The 15,511-nt window shown below is 69.2% G+C and carries 13 protein-coding genes and 1 pseudogene; 8 read left to right on the forward strand and 6 right to left on the reverse strand.

Annotated elements, in window-relative coordinates:
* Positions 1 to 48: 48 nt before the first annotated feature.
* From ABZ851_RS14710 to ABZ851_RS14725, 4 genes are read left to right on the forward strand one after another with little or no spacing between them, the layout of a single operon-like run.
* Positions 49 to 858, forward strand: coding sequence for a fumarylacetoacetate hydrolase family protein (locus ABZ851_RS14710; RefSeq protein ID WP_361126461.1), 810 nt, complete (start codon positions 49 to 51; stop codon positions 856 to 858).
* Positions 855 to 1,784, forward strand: coding sequence for an acetaldehyde dehydrogenase (acetylating) (locus tag ABZ851_RS14715; RefSeq protein WP_361126464.1), 930 nt, complete (start codon positions 855 to 857; stop codon positions 1,782 to 1,784). The genes ABZ851_RS14710 and ABZ851_RS14715 overlap by 4 nt, the downstream gene beginning before the upstream one ends.
* 5 nt (positions 1,785 to 1,789) lie before the next feature.
* Complete coding sequence (gene dmpG / locus ABZ851_RS14720; RefSeq protein WP_361126467.1) at positions 1,790 to 2,878, forward strand: 4-hydroxy-2-oxovalerate aldolase; 1,089 nt, start codon at positions 1,790 to 1,792, stop codon at positions 2,876 to 2,878.
* A gap of 9 nt (positions 2,879 to 2,887) precedes the next feature.
* Positions 2,888 to 3,679, forward strand: a complete 792-nt coding sequence (locus ABZ851_RS14725; RefSeq protein ID WP_361126470.1) for a fumarylacetoacetate hydrolase family protein — start codon at positions 2,888 to 2,890, stop codon at positions 3,677 to 3,679.
* Here ABZ851_RS14725 and ABZ851_RS14730 read toward each other — a convergent pair.
* The 5 genes from ABZ851_RS14730 to nbaC are packed head-to-tail and all read right to left on the reverse strand — an operon-like array spanning position 3,660 to position 9,970.
* Positions 3,660 to 6,824 carry a BTAD domain-containing putative transcriptional regulator gene (locus ABZ851_RS14730; protein ID WP_361126473.1) on the reverse strand — a complete coding sequence of 1,055 codons (3,165 nt, stop codon included), beginning with the start codon at positions 6,822 to 6,824 and terminating at the stop codon, positions 3,660 to 3,662. The two genes, ABZ851_RS14725 and ABZ851_RS14730, sit on opposite strands and share 20 nt — an antisense overlap.
* 37 nt (positions 6,825 to 6,861) lie before the next feature.
* The gene (locus tag ABZ851_RS14735) at positions 6,862 to 7,419 is read right to left on the reverse strand and encodes a flavin reductase family protein (RefSeq protein ID WP_361126476.1); all 558 of its coding nucleotides are present in this window, start codon (positions 7,417 to 7,419) and stop codon (positions 6,862 to 6,864) included.
* On the reverse strand, positions 7,409 to 8,914 hold the full coding sequence (hpaB, locus tag ABZ851_RS14740; RefSeq protein WP_361126479.1) for a 4-hydroxyphenylacetate 3-monooxygenase, oxygenase component: 1,506 nt from the start codon (positions 8,912 to 8,914) through the stop codon (positions 7,409 to 7,411). Before hpaB ends, ABZ851_RS14735 begins: the two co-directional genes overlap by 11 nt.
* A 35-nt stretch (positions 8,915 to 8,949) precedes the next feature.
* Positions 8,950 to 9,387 (reverse strand): RidA family protein, encoded by a 438-nt coding sequence (locus tag ABZ851_RS14745; protein WP_361126482.1) that lies wholly within the window; start codon positions 9,385 to 9,387, stop codon positions 8,950 to 8,952.
* Positions 9,377 to 9,970, reverse strand: coding sequence for a 3-hydroxyanthranilate 3,4-dioxygenase (nbaC, locus tag ABZ851_RS14750; protein WP_361126485.1), 594 nt, complete (start codon positions 9,968 to 9,970; stop codon positions 9,377 to 9,379). Before nbaC ends, ABZ851_RS14745 begins: the two co-directional genes overlap by 11 nt.
* Positions 9,971 to 10,569: 599 nt before the next feature.
* On the opposite strand from nbaC, the pseudogene ABZ851_RS14755 reads away from it, so the two are divergent.
* Positions 10,570 to 10,706: pseudogene (locus ABZ851_RS14755) on the forward strand (plasmid stabilization protein); the annotation flags it as partial.
* Between the two features lie 196 nt (positions 10,707 to 10,902).
* Here the strand turns inward: ABZ851_RS14755 and ABZ851_RS14760 are convergent.
* Entirely contained in the window at positions 10,903 to 11,802 is a 900-nt protein-coding gene (locus tag ABZ851_RS14760) for a LysR family transcriptional regulator (RefSeq protein ID WP_361126488.1), read from the reverse strand.
* 255 nt (positions 11,803 to 12,057) lie between these two features.
* On the opposite strand from ABZ851_RS14760, the gene ABZ851_RS14765 reads away from it, so the two are divergent.
* From ABZ851_RS14765 to ABZ851_RS14775, 3 genes are all read left to right on the forward strand, one after another.
* Positions 12,058 to 12,504 carry an ATP-binding protein gene (locus ABZ851_RS14765; RefSeq protein WP_361126491.1) on the forward strand — a complete coding sequence of 149 codons (447 nt, stop codon included), beginning with the start codon at positions 12,058 to 12,060 and terminating at the stop codon, positions 12,502 to 12,504.
* Positions 12,505 to 12,693: 189 nt separating this feature from the next.
* Positions 12,694 to 13,998 (forward strand): MFS transporter, encoded by a 1,305-nt coding sequence (locus ABZ851_RS14770; RefSeq protein WP_361126494.1) that lies wholly within the window; start codon positions 12,694 to 12,696, stop codon positions 13,996 to 13,998.
* Positions 13,999 to 14,096: 98 nt separating this feature from the next.
* The gene (locus ABZ851_RS14775; RefSeq protein WP_361126497.1) at positions 14,097 to 15,467 is read left to right on the forward strand and encodes a M20/M25/M40 family metallo-hydrolase; all 1,371 of its coding nucleotides are present in this window, start codon (positions 14,097 to 14,099) and stop codon (positions 15,465 to 15,467) included.
* The last annotated feature ends 44 nt before the right edge of the window (positions 15,468 to 15,511 follow it).

Below are 15,511 nucleotides of genomic sequence, written 5' to 3' on the forward strand. Positions count from 1 at the left end.
ATCCGCGAATCCGGGCACGCCAACGAAATGCCGAAAGGAGCCCTCAGCATGCCTCCGAGCACGGATAACGACGGCATCGCGGAAGCGGCGCGACGGCTCTGGAACGCGCGGGTGAACAATCTGCCCTGCGCTCCGGTCCGCGCACTGCTGGGTGCCGGCGATATCGAGGCCGCGTATGCGGTTCAGGAAGTGAACACGCGGCGCTCACTTACGGTGGGACGACGGCTCGTCGGCCGCAAGATCGGACTGACCTCACCGGCAGTGCAGCAGCAGATGGGTGTCGAGCAACCGGATTTCGGGGTGCTGTTCGGCGATATGGCGGTGTGCGACGCCGAGGAAATCGGCCTCACGGGGCTGATCGACCCGCGTATCGAGGTGGAGGTCGCCTTCGTCCTGGAGAGCGGCCTCGCCGAGGAGTGGACGACGACGGCCGATGTGCTGCGGGCGACCGCGTATGTGGTGCCGGCGATCGAAGTGGTCGACTCGCGGATCGCCGCCTGGGACATCGACATCGTCGACACGGTCGCCGACAACGCCTCCAGTGGCCTGTTCCTTCTGGGCGGGACCCCACGGCGTCTGGAGGGACTGGATCTGCGGGAGAGCGGAGCGGTCCTGACGGCCGGTGGCGAACCGCTGTCCGTCGGAGCCGGCGCGGCGTGCCTGGGACACCCGGTGAACGCCGTGACCTGGCTCGCCCGCCGACTGGCCAGGACCGGCCACCCGCTCGCCGCCGGCGATGTGGTGCTCTCCGGTGCCCTCGGCCCCATGGTCCGCGTGGCGCCCGGGACCGTCTACGAAGCACAGGTCTCCGGGCTCGGTTCGGTACGAGCGGCGTTCGCGAAGGGAGAGCACTCATGACAGTACCGGTCGCCGTTATCGGGTCCGGCAACATCGGCACCGACCTGATGGTCAAGATCCTTCGGCAGTCGGGCAGTCTGCGGATGACCGCCATGGCGGGCATCGACCCCGCCTCTGAGGGGCTGGCACGCGCTCATCGGCTGGGCATACCGACCACCGCATCGGGCGCCGAGGGCCTGTCCGGGCTGCCCGGGTTCGAGGAGATCGAGATCGTCTTCGATGCGACATCCGCCCGCGCGCACCTGCACAACGCGGCGGTGCTGAGCCCCCATGGCAAAACCCTCATCGACCTCACCCCTGCCGCACTGGGTCCCTACGTGGTGCCGAGCGTCAATCTCGACCAACTCGACGCCCAGAACCTCAACATGGTGACGTGCGGCGGCCAGGCCACGATTCCCGTCGTGGCCGCGGTCAACGACGTGGCACCGGTGGCGTACGCCGAGATCGTGGCCACCATCGCCGCGCGGTCGGCCGGGCCCGGAACCCGGGCCAATATCGACGAGTTCACGGAGACGACCGCGCGCGCCATCGAGCAGGTGGGCGGCGCGGGCCGGGGGAAGGCGATCATCATCCTCAACCCGGCGGAACCGCCGATGATCATGCGGGACACCGTGCACTGCCTGTGCCCGGACGGCGATCCGGACGAGATCAGCGCCGCGGTGCAGGCCGCCGTGTCCGCCGTCCGCGCGTATGTGCCCGGCTACCGGCTGAAGCAGTCCGTGCAATTCGAGCGCATCGGGATGCCCCGCCATGTCCCCGCACTCGGCGGCTCCTTCACGGGCCTTCAGGTATCCGTCTTCCTGGAGGTTTCCGGAGCCGGCCATTTCCTGCCGGAGTACGCCGGAAACCTGGACATCATGACGTCCGCCGCGGTGCGTACGGCCGAGCGCCTGGTGGAACTCCGGAGAAAGGCAGCGGCCAGGTGAGCACGGTGAAGGACGTCGCAGCGAAGGACACGACGCCGGGAACGGCGAAGGAAAGCAGCCGGAAGCTCTATATCCAGGACGTGACGCTCCGCGACGGGATGCATGCCATCGGACACCGCTACAGCCTGGACCAAGTACGGCTGATCGCCGGGGCGTTGGACCGGGCCGGAGTCGATGCGATCGAGATCGCGCACGGGGACGGTCTGGCCGGCTCCAGCGTGAACTACGGTCACGGCGCGCACACCGACGCCGAGTGGATCCAGGCCGTCGCCGAGACGGTCACCCGGGCGCGGCTGACGACGCTGCTGCTGCCGGGAATCGGCACCATCGCCGATCTCCGGCAGGCCCGGGATCTCGGGGTGCGCAGCGTCCGTATCGCCACGCACTGCACCGAGGCGGATATCGCCGCCCAGCACATCTCCTGGGCCCGGGAGCACGGTATGGACGTGGCCGGTTTCCTGATGATGTCGCACCAGGCGCCGCCGGCGGTCCTTGCCGAGCAGGCCCGGCTGATGGAGTCGTACGGCGCGCACTGCGTCTATGTCACCGATTCCGCGGGACGGCTGACGATGGACGGGGTGGCCGCGCGGGTCAGCGCCTACCGTGCGGTGCTGCGGCCGGAGACCGAGATCGGGATCCACGCCCACCACAACCTCTCCCTCGGCGTCGCCAACAGCGTGGTGGCCGTCGAACACGGCGCCTGCCGGGTGGACGCCTCGCTGGCGGGCCAGGGCGCGGGAGCGGGCAACGCCCCGCTGGAGGTCTTCATCGCCACGGCCACCCTGATGGGCCGGCCGCACGGCTGTCAGCTGTTCCCGCTCATGGACGCCGCGGACGAACTCGTCCGCCGGTTGCAGGACCGTCCGGTCCGAGTGGACCGGGAGACCCTGGCGGTCGGCTATGCCGGGGTCTATTCGAGCTTCCTCCGCCACGCCGAACGCGCCGCGAGCCGGTACGGCGTGGACGCCCGCTCGATCCTCGTCGAGGTGGGCCGCCGGGCGATGGTGGGCGGACAGGAGGACATGATCGTGGACGTTGCGCTCGACCTGGCGCGCGACCGCGGCAACCAGGCACACACCGCAGACGACGTGTGAGAGGCCGGCATGAGTGGACTGACTCCCAGGGAAAGCATCGCCGCGCGGCTCGATGAGGCGGCCCGGCGGGGTGAGGTCACCGCGCAGCCCTCGCAAGGTTCTGCGCTGAGTGTCGCGGACGCCTACGCGGTACAGGAGCTGGCCGTCGCCCGGCGGCTGGGCCGCGGCGAACGTCTGGTGGGGGTGAAAATGGGCTTCACCAGTCGGCAGAAGATGGCGCAGATGGGCGTGGACGAGGTCATCTGGGGACGTCTGACCAGCGCCATGCTGGTCCCGGAGGGCGACCGGATCGCACCGGACCACTTCATCCATCCGCGGGTCGAGCCCGAGGTCGCGTTCCTGGTCGGACGCGACATCCCTCCTGGCGCACCGCCGGAGACGATCACCTCGGCGGTGACCGCGGTCGCCCCCGCCCTGGAGATCATCGACTCCCGCTATGCGGACTTCCGCTTCACGCTGGCGGATGTGGTGGCCGACAACGCGTCCGCCGCCGGATTCGTCCTCGGCGCCTGGCGGCCCGTACCGCCGTCGCTGGACTGCCGCGGGGTGCTCCTGGAGGTGGACGGCCGGACCGCCGAGGCCGGGGCCACCGCCTCGATCCTCGGGGACCCCTGGCGTTCGCTGGTGGCCGCGGCACGGCTGACCGGTCGGGCCGGGATGCCGCTGCGGGCGGGGTGGGTGGTGCTCGCCGGCGGTGCTACCGCGGCGGTTCCGCTGCGTCCGGGGTCGCAGGTGCGTGCGGTGGTCGAGTCACTGGGTGCGGCGTCGGTGGCGGTGGCGCCTAGCTCTGAACGGCTTTAGTGGTGCGGTCCACATCGTCGGCCAGCCAGGTCGGAGTGGGCATTCCCGTCTCCTCGCGGATCTGCCGTGCCCGGCCCAGCAGGCCGGCGGCGCGCTGCCGGTCGGTCCGGCAGACCGCCCCGGCCAGGGCTTCGAGACCCATGGCCAGCAGCCACGGGTCGTGCACCGACTCGCCGGCGGCGATGGCGCGCTCGAAGCATTCCCGTGCCTCGGCCGTCTTCCCGCGGTCGACCAGCACCAGGCCCAGGCAGACCCGGGACATCCCCGCTTCCCTGGACAGGGCCATCCGTTCGTAGGACTCCAGGGCACTGCTGTGCAGGGCACCGGCCCGTTCCAGGTCCTTCTCGGCACGACCGAGGATGCCGAGGTTGTTGCGGGCGCCGGCGGCGGGCTCCTCCGCGCCGATCCAGGCAGCGGTGTCCAACGACTCGTGCAACCGGCCACGGGCGGTGTCCGGTTCGCCGCGGAGGATTGCCAGCCGCCCCAGGTCGGCCAGCCGGGCCGCGACCATCTCGGCCAGGCCGAGGCGCCGGGCCAGGCCGAGCCCCTCGTCGGCGAGCGCCGTCGCCTCGCGGTAGTGACCGCGGCACTCGCTGACCGCACCGAGGCGGAACAGGGCGCGCAGGACGCCCCACTGGTCGCCGCTGCGGCGGTAGTGCGTCAGGGCGTGGGTGAACCGCTCCGTGGCGCGTTCGACATCGCCCTGCCAGAACGCACCGAGCCCGGCGACGAGATAGGAACTCGCCAGTACCCAGTGGTCGGTGGCCTCGTCCAGTCCGTCGAAGGCACGGGCGATATGCGGGGCGGCCTCGGCGTGCTCCCCTTGGCGCATCAGCGCATGCGCCAGAAAGGCCGAGGCGAGGGCGAGATCGGAGTCCGGGCTGCCGGCCGCCGCCCCGACGTCCAGGGCCTGCTGCCCGAGGCGCACGGCGGCGTCGAGGTCGTGAGCGTTCTGCGCGAGGTGGGACGCCCAGGCGAGAGCGAGTGCGTAGACGGTGGGCGAGGTCTCGCGGCCGTCCAGCTCCAGCGCTGCCAGGAGCCGCCGCATGCCGCTCTGGTGCTCGGCCCGGATCCACCAGTACCAGGCGAGGGCGCCTGCCATCCGCTGCGCCGGCTCGGCCTCCCCGCGTCCCAGCAGCCAGTCCAGGGCGGTGTCGAGGTTGCCCGTCTCACGTTGCAGGGTGGCCAGCCATACGGGCTGGTCGGGACCGCGCACCTGGCGTCCGCCCTCTTCGCCGACCGCGAGGAAGTACGCGGCGTGCCGGTCGCGTACCTTTCCGTAGCCCTCGGTGGCGTGCAGCCGTGCGGTGCCGTACTCCCGGATCGTCTCCAACATCTCGTAACGCGCGTGGTCGCCCGTTCCCACCTCGACGGTGACCAGGGACTTGTTGACCAGGCGGTCGAGGCAGTCCCGCACGGCCGCCGCGTCCCGCTCCGGCAGGTCGGCGCAGACCGCCGCCGCCGCGTCCACGGTGAAACCGCCCGAGAACACCGACAGCCGGTCGAAGACCGCCCGCTCCGCCGCGGACAGCAGCTCATAGCTCCAGTCGACCATCGCCGCCAGGGTGCGGTGGCGCGCCGTCGCGGTGCGGGAACCTCCCGTCAGCAGCCCGAAGCGGTCGGCCAGGTCCCGGGTGATCTCCCTGGGCGACATCGTCTTGGTGCGGGCGGCGGCGAGTTCGATCGCCAGCGGAATGCCGTCCAGCCGGCGGCAGATCTCCCCGGCCGGCACGGCGTTCCCCTCGGAGAGGCGGAAGCCGGGGCGGACGGCACGGGCGCGCTCCACGAAGAGCTGTACCGCTTCGTGGCCGGCGATGGCCTCGGGGTCCTGTTCGGCCGGCCCGGGGTAGCGCATGGGCGGTACGGGCAACTGCATCTCGCCGGGGACCCCGAGCGGTTCCCGGCTGGTGGTGACGATGCGCAGCCGTCCGCAGTCCCGCAGCAGCGCTTCCGCCAGCTCGGCGACGGCCTCGACGAGGTGTTCGCAGTTGTCCAGCACCAGCAGCAGCTGCTTTTCCTGGAGGTACTGCCGCAGCCGCTCGACGGCGGGCCGTACGGTGCCCGGAGCGGGCGCCGCCTGCATGGTGGTGGACGGCTGTGACCGGACGTCGAGGGCCTGCAGGACCGCGTCGGCGACCCGGTCCGGTTCGGAGACCGGCGCCAGTTCCACCACCCATACGCCGTCGGGCAGCGGAAGATCGGCGGCGTCGGCCGCTTCCAGGGCGAGGCGGGTCTTCCCGGTCCCGCCGGCCCCGGTCAGGGTGACCAGTCGCCATGAACGGAGGAACTGCCGTACCTGGCCGAGCAGGTCATGACGTCCGACGAAGCTGGTCAGGGGGCTGCGCAGATTGCCCGTGGCGCGCGCGGCCGACGGCGCCGCCTGGGGGGCCGGCGAGGATGCGGGGCCGAGCAGGCCCGCGTCGTGGATCAGGATCCGCTGCTCCAGCCGCTGCAGTTCCTCGCTCGGGTCGACCCCCAGCTCGTCGACGAGCTGGGCGCGGGCCTTGCGGAACACCCGCAGGGCTTCGGCCTGGCGGCCGGCGCGGTACAGACTGGTCATGAGCAGGGCGAAGAAGTGCTCCCGGAGCGGATGTGCCTCGGTGAGTGCGGACAGCTCCGGGACGACCTCGGCATGCCGGCCCAGGGCGAGGTCGGCCTCGATGCGGCTCTCCAGGGCGATGAGCCGCAACTCGTCGAGGCGACCGGCCTCGGTCCGGGCGAAGTCCCTGTCCAGGACATCGGCGAGGGCGGGTCCGCGCCACAGGGCGAGCGCTTCGGACAGGGTGGCGGCAGCGGCCTCCGGCTCACCGGACCGCTGCGCGGTGCGTCCGGCCGCCACCAGGGCCTCGAACCGGTAGACGTCGACGTCGTCGCGGTCCACGTCCAGGGTGTAGCCGCCGCTCGCGGTGGCGATCCGCTTGCTGCCCAGCAACGCCCGGAGCCGCGAGATCTGCGCCTGAAGGGTGTTCGCCGGGTGCGCGGGCAGTTCCTCGCCCCAGACCTCGGCGAGGATGCGGTCGCTCGAGAGCACCGTTCCGCTGTGCAGTGTGAGCAGGGCCAGCAAGGTCCGCTGCCGGGGCCCCTCAAGAGGAACCAGCTGTTCCGCCTCACGGACTTCCAGCCGTCCGAGCAGCTGAACTCGCATGTGAGAAGGGTAACATCCCCGGTCAGCGGACCTTTGGTCAGGCGGCATTGCTTCCGTCGGTGCCAGCCGTTTCGCACCGCGGCAGGTCGCGGTAGCGGTCCACCCGGCCGGGTGGCGCGAGGAGCGGTGCGGGTGACAGCTCGCGGAACTCGCGGTCGAAGTACACCAGCGGCGGTCCGTCGTGCACCCGGACGCTTTCGACCTCGCCGACGAGGATGCTGTGGTCACCGGCGTCGTAGCGCGCGTGGGCCCGGCAGACCAGGCTGGCCAGCGCGCTGGGCAGGACCGGAACTCCGCCTTCGGTACGGAATCCGGCGCGGGCGAACTTGTCGGCGCCGGGCTTGGCACACCGCAGGGCGAGCGTGCGGTGCTCGGGGCGCAGCACGTTGATCGCGTACCGCTCGGCCCGCCGGAACACCTCGTGGGAGCGCGCGGACACCGCCGGGCAGAACAGCACCAGGGGCGGCGCCAGGGACACGGAACAGAAGGCGCTGACGGTGATGCCCCATGCCTCGCCGTCCGCATCGGCGGTGGTCGCGATCGTCACGCCGCTGGGGAAGCTGCCCAGCGCCCGGCGGAAGGAGTCAGCGTCCATCAGCGGCCTCCGATGCCGTGTCCCGCCGCACCGAACCGTCGGCGAGGCCGTCCGGGCGGTCGAGGAAGTCGAAGATCCTCTTGGTGAGGGGTTCCTTGTCGTACGCCTGGAACAGCATGCCCGCCACCCGTTCCGGTGCGCCGAAGAAGAAGCGCTCGTAGAGTGCCTGCCGCGCGCCGAAGCCCGATACGGCGACTTCCTGGGCGAGCCGGAACAGCCCGATGCGCTGCGGGGCTTCAAGGTTCTCCAGGGCGAAGTAGGCGTCGATGTCACCGGCGATCGCCGAGGTCAGATCGGCCTGGGCAGGCGTGGCCATCAGCGAACTGGACCCGAGGAGCTGGATCAGTTCGACCAGCCGCTGGTACTGCTGCGGGAAGACGTTGCGGGCGGCGTCCAGCGGCATCCGGTCGGGCGTCATCGTGCCCCACTGGTCGGGCCGGGAGTTGGCCTCGCTCGCGGTCAGACAGGCCTTCATCAGCTCCACCACACACATCGCCTCGGCGATCTGCGCCTGTGTCTGCGGGGCGCGGTCACGCTGGTTGGCCCAGGTCATCGCGCACAGCAGCCCGACCATGAACTCGGCTTTCGCGATGTTCTTGCAGACGACCTGGTGCATCATGTGGATCAGTGAATGCGTCGCGGAATGCACCGCGTTGCACGAGGACGGGTCCTCCAGCAGGAAGATCCGCTCCCAGGGCACCTCGACATCGTCGAAGACGACGACGGCGTCCATCTCCTCGAACCGGGCGGAGAGCGGGGCGTCGAAGACCGGCCGGCCCGTGTCGTAGCTGTCCCGGCACAGAAAACGCAGACCGGGGGTGGCACAGGGGATGGCGAACGCGAAGGCGTAACGGGTCGACGACGGGTCGTCCTTGAGCGAGGTGGACGGGAACACCACCAGCTCGTCGGCCAGCGGACCGAGCGTGGCGAGGAGCCGCGCCCCGCGCACCACGATGCCGCGGTCGGTGTGCCGGACGATCTGCAGAGCGACCTGTGAGCTGGGGATTCCCTGATCGGTGAGCCGTCGGTTGACCGACGGATTGACCAGGGTGTGGGTGAGCGTGACGTCGTTCTCCCGCAGGTGGCGGAAGTACGCCTGGATGTTCCGGCCGAACTCGGGATTGACCGCGGTGAAGAACTCCGAGGCCGAAGCCAGCGCCATGAACGACGAGTTGAGGTAATCGGGCGTGCGGCCCAGCATTCCGCCGCTCCACCGTGCGGCTTCGAGAAAGGCGGCGGAACGCCTGCCGAGGTCTTCCCGGGTCACCGGGCGCAGGAAGGACATGCCGACGCGTTCGCCCGACTCGGGTGAGGGAAAGGTGAGAACGTCCCGCAGCTCCGCTTCGTGCTGCCGGCCGAGCCAGGCGCCGATCGAACTCGCCCCGCGGCGCAGCGCGGGGTGGGCGGTGACGTCTTTGACCGATTCCCCGCCGATCCAGACCTCTCTGCCGTCGTTGAGGCCCTCAAGGTACTCCTGTGCAGTGCGCGCACCCATGTGGTCGATCCTCCTTCGTTGATGAGCCGGATGTGCTACCGCGAACCCTCGGCCGGGCTGAAGGCGATGACCTTCATCTCGATCAGGAGGTGCGGGTGCGGGAGTTGATGGACGGCCACGGTGGTGCGGGTGGGGCCGTCGAAGTCGAAGAACTCCGCATAGGTCTCGTTGTATCCGGCGAAGTCATTCATGCTGACGAGGAAACTGGTGACATCGACGATGTCGGTGAGCCCCAATCCCTCGGCGGCCAGTATCCGTGCGATGTTCTCGATCACCGCGCGGGTCTGTGCGCGGATATCCAGCCGCACCGTGCCGAACTCATCGGCCTCCGCACCGATATGAGTGTTGTCCGCACGTCGTGAACTGATTCCCGAGACGAAGACGAAGTCGCCGACCCGCCGGAGGTGCGGATACCTGCCCCGCGGCACCGCCTGGTCGGCGACGACGCCCCGGTGTCCCTGACTACGCGTCATGACCAGGCGCTCCGTCCCGTCGGCCGCCGCCTGCCACGGCTTGCTGCGGCATCACGAACGGCCCGGCCACGTCGTGTACGGTGCCGCAGTTCGCGCAGGTCCGCAGTTCCTCGCTGCCGTTGAACCGCTCGATGGCGCCCTTGACCTGGATCTCGATGTCCGCCAGCCCGAACCACGTCTCGTTGAGCCGGTCACCGCAGGTTTTGCAGTACCAGAGGATGCAATCGGGCTCCTGCTCGGTGCGCACCCGCTGGATGACCGCTCCCCACGTCCCGGCGGGACGCAACGGACAGTGCGGCACCCCCGCGGGCATCAGAAAGACATCGCCTTCGCGGACGGTCACGCTCTCGAAGCGTCCGTCCCCGTCCAGATAGTCGACCCGGATATCGCCGGTGAGCTGATAGAAGATCTCGTCGCTCGGGCTGATATGGAAGTCATTGCGCGAGTTGGGCCCCCGGGACACCATGAAAATGAACTGGGAGCCGTTCTTCCACAACTCCCTGTTGCCCACAGGGGGCTGAAAGTGATCGACGTTGTCGTCTATCCAGCGCCGCAAAGGGAGAATGACCGGATCAATCGCCATCTTCGCCCTCTCCTCCGGGGCCGGCAGCCCGGCACACCTGGCGGTGAGCGGTGCACGGCCGAACGAGACCTGATACGCCTATCGTCAGGACCGGCCTGAGGAAGAGCTGACGCGGCACTGACACGTGACTGACGACGCGGCCGGAGTCCCGTGCTGCCCCGGAAACACCCCAGCGGCAGAGCGCCCTCTCGGCGAAGGCGCGGCCGCACAAAGGGCTCACGCGCGGCCGGCACGGCCCGCGGGCCCCTCTCTCCGCAATGTTCGGCGTTCCGCCATGGCTGCGCCGAACGACGCCGCACCGGGGGCGATGCCGGGCCACTCGCCCTGGAAAGGGCATCGATCACGGCCCCCTCCACGCGAAGTGCTGTGTTCACCCCGTTACTCATCTCCGCCGCCTCCCATACTCACGCTGCTGACCTGCGGATACGAGTAATGCTTCAGCGGCGGGCTGATGCGCCCCTTACCGTGCGCTGCCACGTGGGCGGCGCGCCTGCCGACGGCGTCGCAGCGGCATCTCCATGGCGCCGCGCCGGAGCACAGGGGAATCAGCGGCGCTGCCTGCTCCGCCTTCGTGATCAGCGGCCCTCCGGTCTCAGCACATCGAGGAGCAGGCAGAGGAACGCGGCACTGCGCGGAAGCGGGCCAAGGAGATAGCCGCCGCACGGTGAACAAGGAGCGCGCCCACTCCGGCGAAGCCGACTCCGCGAGCACGACCTCCTCCCGCGACCCGAAGTCCGAGTCCCAGCAGGCTGCGTGCTTACGCGATGCGCAGTTCCTGTCCTGGCGGCCGCGGCGGCCGCGCGTGTCCACGTTGGCGATGTGGAGCACGGAGATCTCGTCGCCAGGACGTCGTCGGCTTGTGGCCGATGGGCGCGGGCTGGCTTCCGAGTGCCTGAGACCGTGGGGCGGCTGCAGTGTCCCAGGCGTCGGTGCTACACCTCCGTTTCTCCGAGCCGGCGGATGAGGTGGTCGGCGAATTCCTGTACCGCCGCGGTGAGTTGACGGCCGACCATGGCCTGGATCTGGATGGTGCGGAGGTGCATTTCCGGGTTGAGGATGGCGATGGCCTGCAGACCCTCGATGCGCAGGCGTTCATGGATGCTGATGTGGCCGATCAGGGACACCGCGTTGGCCTCTTTCACGAAGGCCGACAGGGCGCTGGAGCTGGAAGTGACCAGCAGGGGTTCGAAGCTGATTCCCTCGATCGCGCAGCAGAGGTCGAAAAGGCGCCGGTTGGTGGCGCCTTCCTCCATGAGGACGACCGGATAGGGGAGGAGGTCGTGCAGATGGATTTCGTTGTGGTCGGCGAGGGGGTGATCGGAGCGGACCAGGGCCTGGATCGGGGCGCGCTGGGCGTGGATCACGCGGACGTCGGGAATGGGTGCGAGGCTGAACGTCATGGCGAGGTCGACCGTGCCGTCCTGGACCATTTGGGTGGCCTGCGAGGGGGCCACCACGGGAAGCTGGAAGGTGGTGCCCGGGTGGTCCTTGCGGAAGGAAGCCATGGCGTGCGGGAGGAATTCCTGTGCGATGCCCTGTGAACTGGCCACCCGGACCGTGGTCCCCAGCCGGCCGCGGCCTCGGATGTCCGCGAGCACCTGATCGGTTTCCAGTGCGGCGCGGCGCGCATAAGCGGCCAAAAGGGCGCCCGCCTCACTCGGCACCATTCCCCGCGGACGGCGCTCGAAGAGCGGTACCCCGATCTCCTGCTCCAGTTTTCCGATCTGCCGGCTGATGGCCGAGCCGGCGACCAGAAGTCGCCTGGATGCCTCATTGACCGAGCCGGTGCGGACCACTTCGAGGAAGTACTCAAGAGCCGGACTGTTCAGCATGCCGTCAAGCGTATAAGGGCATTGCCTTTCGGGCAACGAATTGTTCCATAAATTGCGATTGTGTGAATGGTCGGGCTGTGTCTACCTTCGTTCCATGCCCTGCGGGCTCACCCGGCCGGGCGGACCGTAAGACGAAAAGCGTCTCTCGTACGTCTCTCGTACGGCTCACTCGTCGATCAGCCAGCGGTCGGCCCGAGGTTCCCTTAATCGCTCGGGTGTGCACCCTCCCGCAGGCGGCCGCGGCAGGGGAAAACGATGAATGCGACAGCTCCCACCGAAGACTCCGGCTCGTATGCGATGCCGGGCCGGGACCCCGGATTCTGCATTCCGCTGCCGCATATACCGGAGGCCGTCGGCCTGGTGCGCCGACGGGCGCTGACCGTGCTGACCGGCTGGAATCTGCCTCCCGCCACCATTGAGGACGCGGTCCTGGTGATCTCGGAACTGGTCACCAACGCGATCACCCATGCGCTCCCGCCGGCCGTGCTCCAGCTGTCGCGGACGGTGGCCGAGGGGCCTCGTGCGCTGCGTATCGAGGTCACCGACGCGGGTCCCGCCGGGTCCGTGCCCCGGCCTGCCGACGGCCGAAACCCGGCGGAACACGGTCGGGGGAACGGCATCGTCTCCGCGCTGGCGGCCCGGCACGGCACTCATGTCGTCCCCGGCGGGATCACGCGATGGGCGGACCTTCCCGCGGCGTGAGGGAATTCCACTGTGCGTTGCCTTTTGGGCAATCAGGTGTTCTAGAAGTTGCGATTGTGCGAACGATCGGGTGGCTCTAGCGTCATCGCTCAACGAGTTGCCGGATCCGTTTTTCCGCTTCGGACTCGCCCATCGGCGGTGTCGCCCCTTCGCGGCGGTTCGCCTGCTCGATTCGAGGGAGTGACACTCGTGACGACCCTGAGAGAGACAGATCAGATGGATGCCGAGAAGCCTGTCAGTAAGAGCCGAGCACGGCGTGCCGTGCTCGCGGCCACCGCCGGGAACATGCTGGAGTGGTACGACCTGACCTCGTACGGATTCTTCGCGGCCTCGATCTCCAAGGCATTCTTCCCGGCCGGCGATCCGACGGTGTCGCTGATGCTCGCTTTCGGCACGTTCGGGGTCTCGTATCTGGTCCGGCCCTTGGGCGCGCTGGTCCTGGGAACGTATGCGGACCGCGCCGGGCGGAAGGCCGCGCTCCTGCTCACCATTCAGCTCATGCTGATCGGCACATTGCTGATCGCCGTGATGCCCACCTATGAGTCCATCGGAATGGCCGCACCGGTAATGATTCTGCTGGCCCGTCTGCTGCAAGGATTTTCAGCGGGTGGGGAGTTCGGCAGCGCGACCGCGTTCCTGGCCGAACAAGTCCCCGGCCGACGGGGATTCATGGCGAGTTGGCAGTTCGCCTCGCAGGGCGCGGCGACGCTGCTGGCCGCGACCTTCGGCACCGTACTCAGTCTGAGCCTTTCCGGCGCGCAGTTGGATTCCTGGGGCTGGCGCATTCCGTTCATCGTCGGCCTGTTGATCGGCCCGGTGGGGTACCTGATCCGCCGTCATGTCCCGGAGACCACCGAATTCACCGACGTCGCGACGGCGGGAGAGGTCGCGGTGACCCCGATCCGCCAGGTGCTCCGGAACCAGAAGGCGCCGGTGCTTCTCATGGTCGGCGCACTGGCGATGTCCACCGCGGTGACCTACGTGATCGTCTATATGCCGACCTACGCACACGAGGTCCTCGGGCTGCCGTCCTCCGCCGGCTTCATCGGGGCGGCGGTGTCCGGCGTGGCACTGACGACTCTCACTCCCCTGGTCGGCCATCTCTCGGACCGGATCGGCCGCATCAAGGTCATGCTCATCGCCGGGGCAGCCATGATCCTCAGCATCTACCCGCTGTTCCTGCTGCTGTCGGGCAGTCCGTCGCTGCTGGTCATGGGCGTGGTGATGTTCATCCTGGGTGTCTTGAAGGCCTGCTACTTCGGTGCACTGCCCGCCTTGATGTCCGAGGCCTTCCCGACCGCGACCCGCGGCACCGGCCTGTCGCTCAGTTACAACATCGGCGTCATGTCCTTCGGCGGCTTCGCGCCCGTGGTCATCACCTGGATGATCGCTGCCACCGGCAGTCACCTCTCGCCCAGCTTCTACATCATGGCGGTCGGCGCCCTGAGCATCGCCTCCCTGCTGGCCGCCCGCCGCTTCCTCACCGTGCGCTGACCCACGACATCCTCCGCGCCGCCCTGTCCATCCCTGCCCGGACACACCACGCCTGACCGGCGCCCCGTCCGCAGTGCCCAGAAAGAACGAGGTCAACAATGACTGACGCTTCCACGATCCGCACCCAACTCCCCGCCACGCCGCGCGAACTCGTCCAGGGGTGCCAGGGCGAACTCATCGCCGGACTGATGGCGTACGTCAGCCATCCCAGTGTGAGCATGACCGGCGAGGGGTTCCCCGCCGCGACCGATGTCGCCGTCGAAGAGGTCAGGCGGGCCGGCCTGACCCCGTCGGTGCTCGCCGGCAAGGGCCGGCCGCTGGTGGTCGGCCACCGCGCGGGGCCGGCGGGAGCGCCGCACGTCCTGCTCTACGGCCACTACGACGTCCAGCCGGCCGGGCCACGCGAGAAGTGGGACTCCGATCCCTTCACCCCTGTCCTGCGGGACGGGCGGATCTGGGGCCGCGGCACCGGTGACAACAAGGGGCAGCACTATGCGCACCTACAGGCGCTGCGCCTCTTCGACAAGCACATCGGCGCACTCCCCTGCACGGTTACCGTGCTCCTCGATGGCGAGGAGGAGATCGGCAGCCCCCATCTGGCGGACACCCTGCGCGCGCACCAGGAACTGTTCGACTGCGATCTCGTGGTCTGGAGCGACCGATCGGTGCATGAGTCCGGTGAATGGTGTGTTTCGCACGGAGTCCGCGGCATGATCCGTCTCCGGATCGGCGTCACCGGTCCGAGCCACCCGCTGCATTCCGGGAATTTCGGCAATGTCGCGCCCAACCCGGCATGGCGGCTGGTCCATGCGCTGGCGAGTCTCAAGGACCCCAGCGGCCGGGTCCTCGTCGAGGGCTTCGACGACGGCCGGGAACCGCTGTCCGACGCCGATCGCGCCGCGTTCGCCGCCCTCCCGCTCGACCTGCAGGAAGCCCTCGGGGACATCGGACTCACCGAGATGGACCCCGCGTTCAACGGGCTGTCCTTCTATGAGCGGCTGGCCGACCGCCCCGCGCTCACGATCAACGGGATCACCACGGGGGATGTGGACCGGACCATCATCCCCGACACCGCGCAGGCGGGCATCGACATCAGGCTGACGCCGGGGCAGGACCCGCAGGCGGTCTTTGAGCGGGTGGCCGCACATCTGCGGGTCCATGCCCCCGAGGTGACGGTCACCATGGTCTGTGGCGTACCGGCTTCCCGGACCGCGATCGACAACCCCCATACGCCCAGGGTGGCGCGGGCCATCTCCCGGGTGACCGGGCGTGATCCACTGCTGATCCCCGCCTACGGCGGCACGCTTCCCGACTGGGTCTTCACCGGGATCCTCGGTGTGCCCAGCATCGGCCTGCCGCTGGCCAACGCCGACCAGGCCAACCACGCGCCCAACGAGAACCTCCGCGTCGACTACTTCCTCGATGCCACCGCGATCTGCATGGAGCTCCTGCTCGAACTGGGTTCCTGAATGTCCGGCCGCCAGGCGAAACCACCGGAACAGAGGCGTGACAC

It is taken from the genome of Streptomyces sp. NPDC047049 (assembly GCF_040643995.1).
Lineage (GTDB): Bacteria > Actinomycetota > Actinomycetes > Streptomycetales > Streptomycetaceae > Streptomyces > Streptomyces mooreae.

Excerpts from the sequence above, each read along its gene's own strand:
- ABZ851_RS14775 (WP_361126497.1), top strand. The coding sequence starts at position 14,097 with ATGACTGACGCTTCCACGATCCGCACCCAACTCCCCGCCACGCCGCGC.
- ABZ851_RS14765 (WP_361126491.1), top strand. The coding sequence starts at position 12,058 with ATGAATGCGACAGCTCCCACCGAAGACTCCGGCTCGTATGCGATGCCG.
- ABZ851_RS14730 (WP_361126473.1), bottom strand. The coding sequence starts at position 6,824 with ATGCGAGTTCAGCTGCTCGGACGGCTGGAAGTCCGTGAGGCGGAACAG.
- ABZ851_RS14715 (WP_361126464.1), top strand. The coding sequence starts at position 855 with ATGACAGTACCGGTCGCCGTTATCGGGTCCGGCAACATCGGCACCGAC.
- ABZ851_RS14725 (WP_361126470.1), top strand. The coding sequence starts at position 2,888 with ATGAGTGGACTGACTCCCAGGGAAAGCATCGCCGCGCGGCTCGATGAG.
- ABZ851_RS14760 (WP_361126488.1), bottom strand. The coding sequence starts at position 11,802 with ATGCTGAACAGTCCGGCTCTTGAGTACTTCCTCGAAGTGGTCCGCACC.
- ABZ851_RS14745 (WP_361126482.1), bottom strand. The coding sequence starts at position 9,387 with ATGACGCGTAGTCAGGGACACCGGGGCGTCGTCGCCGACCAGGCGGTG.
- nbaC (WP_361126485.1), bottom strand. The coding sequence starts at position 9,970 with ATGGCGATTGATCCGGTCATTCTCCCTTTGCGGCGCTGGATAGACGAC.
- ABZ851_RS14735 (WP_361126476.1), bottom strand. The coding sequence starts at position 7,419 with ATGGACGCTGACTCCTTCCGCCGGGCGCTGGGCAGCTTCCCCAGCGGC.
- hpaB (WP_361126479.1), bottom strand. The coding sequence starts at position 8,914 with ATGGGTGCGCGCACTGCACAGGAGTACCTTGAGGGCCTCAACGACGGC.
- ABZ851_RS14710 (WP_361126461.1), top strand. The coding sequence starts at position 49 with ATGCCTCCGAGCACGGATAACGACGGCATCGCGGAAGCGGCGCGACGG.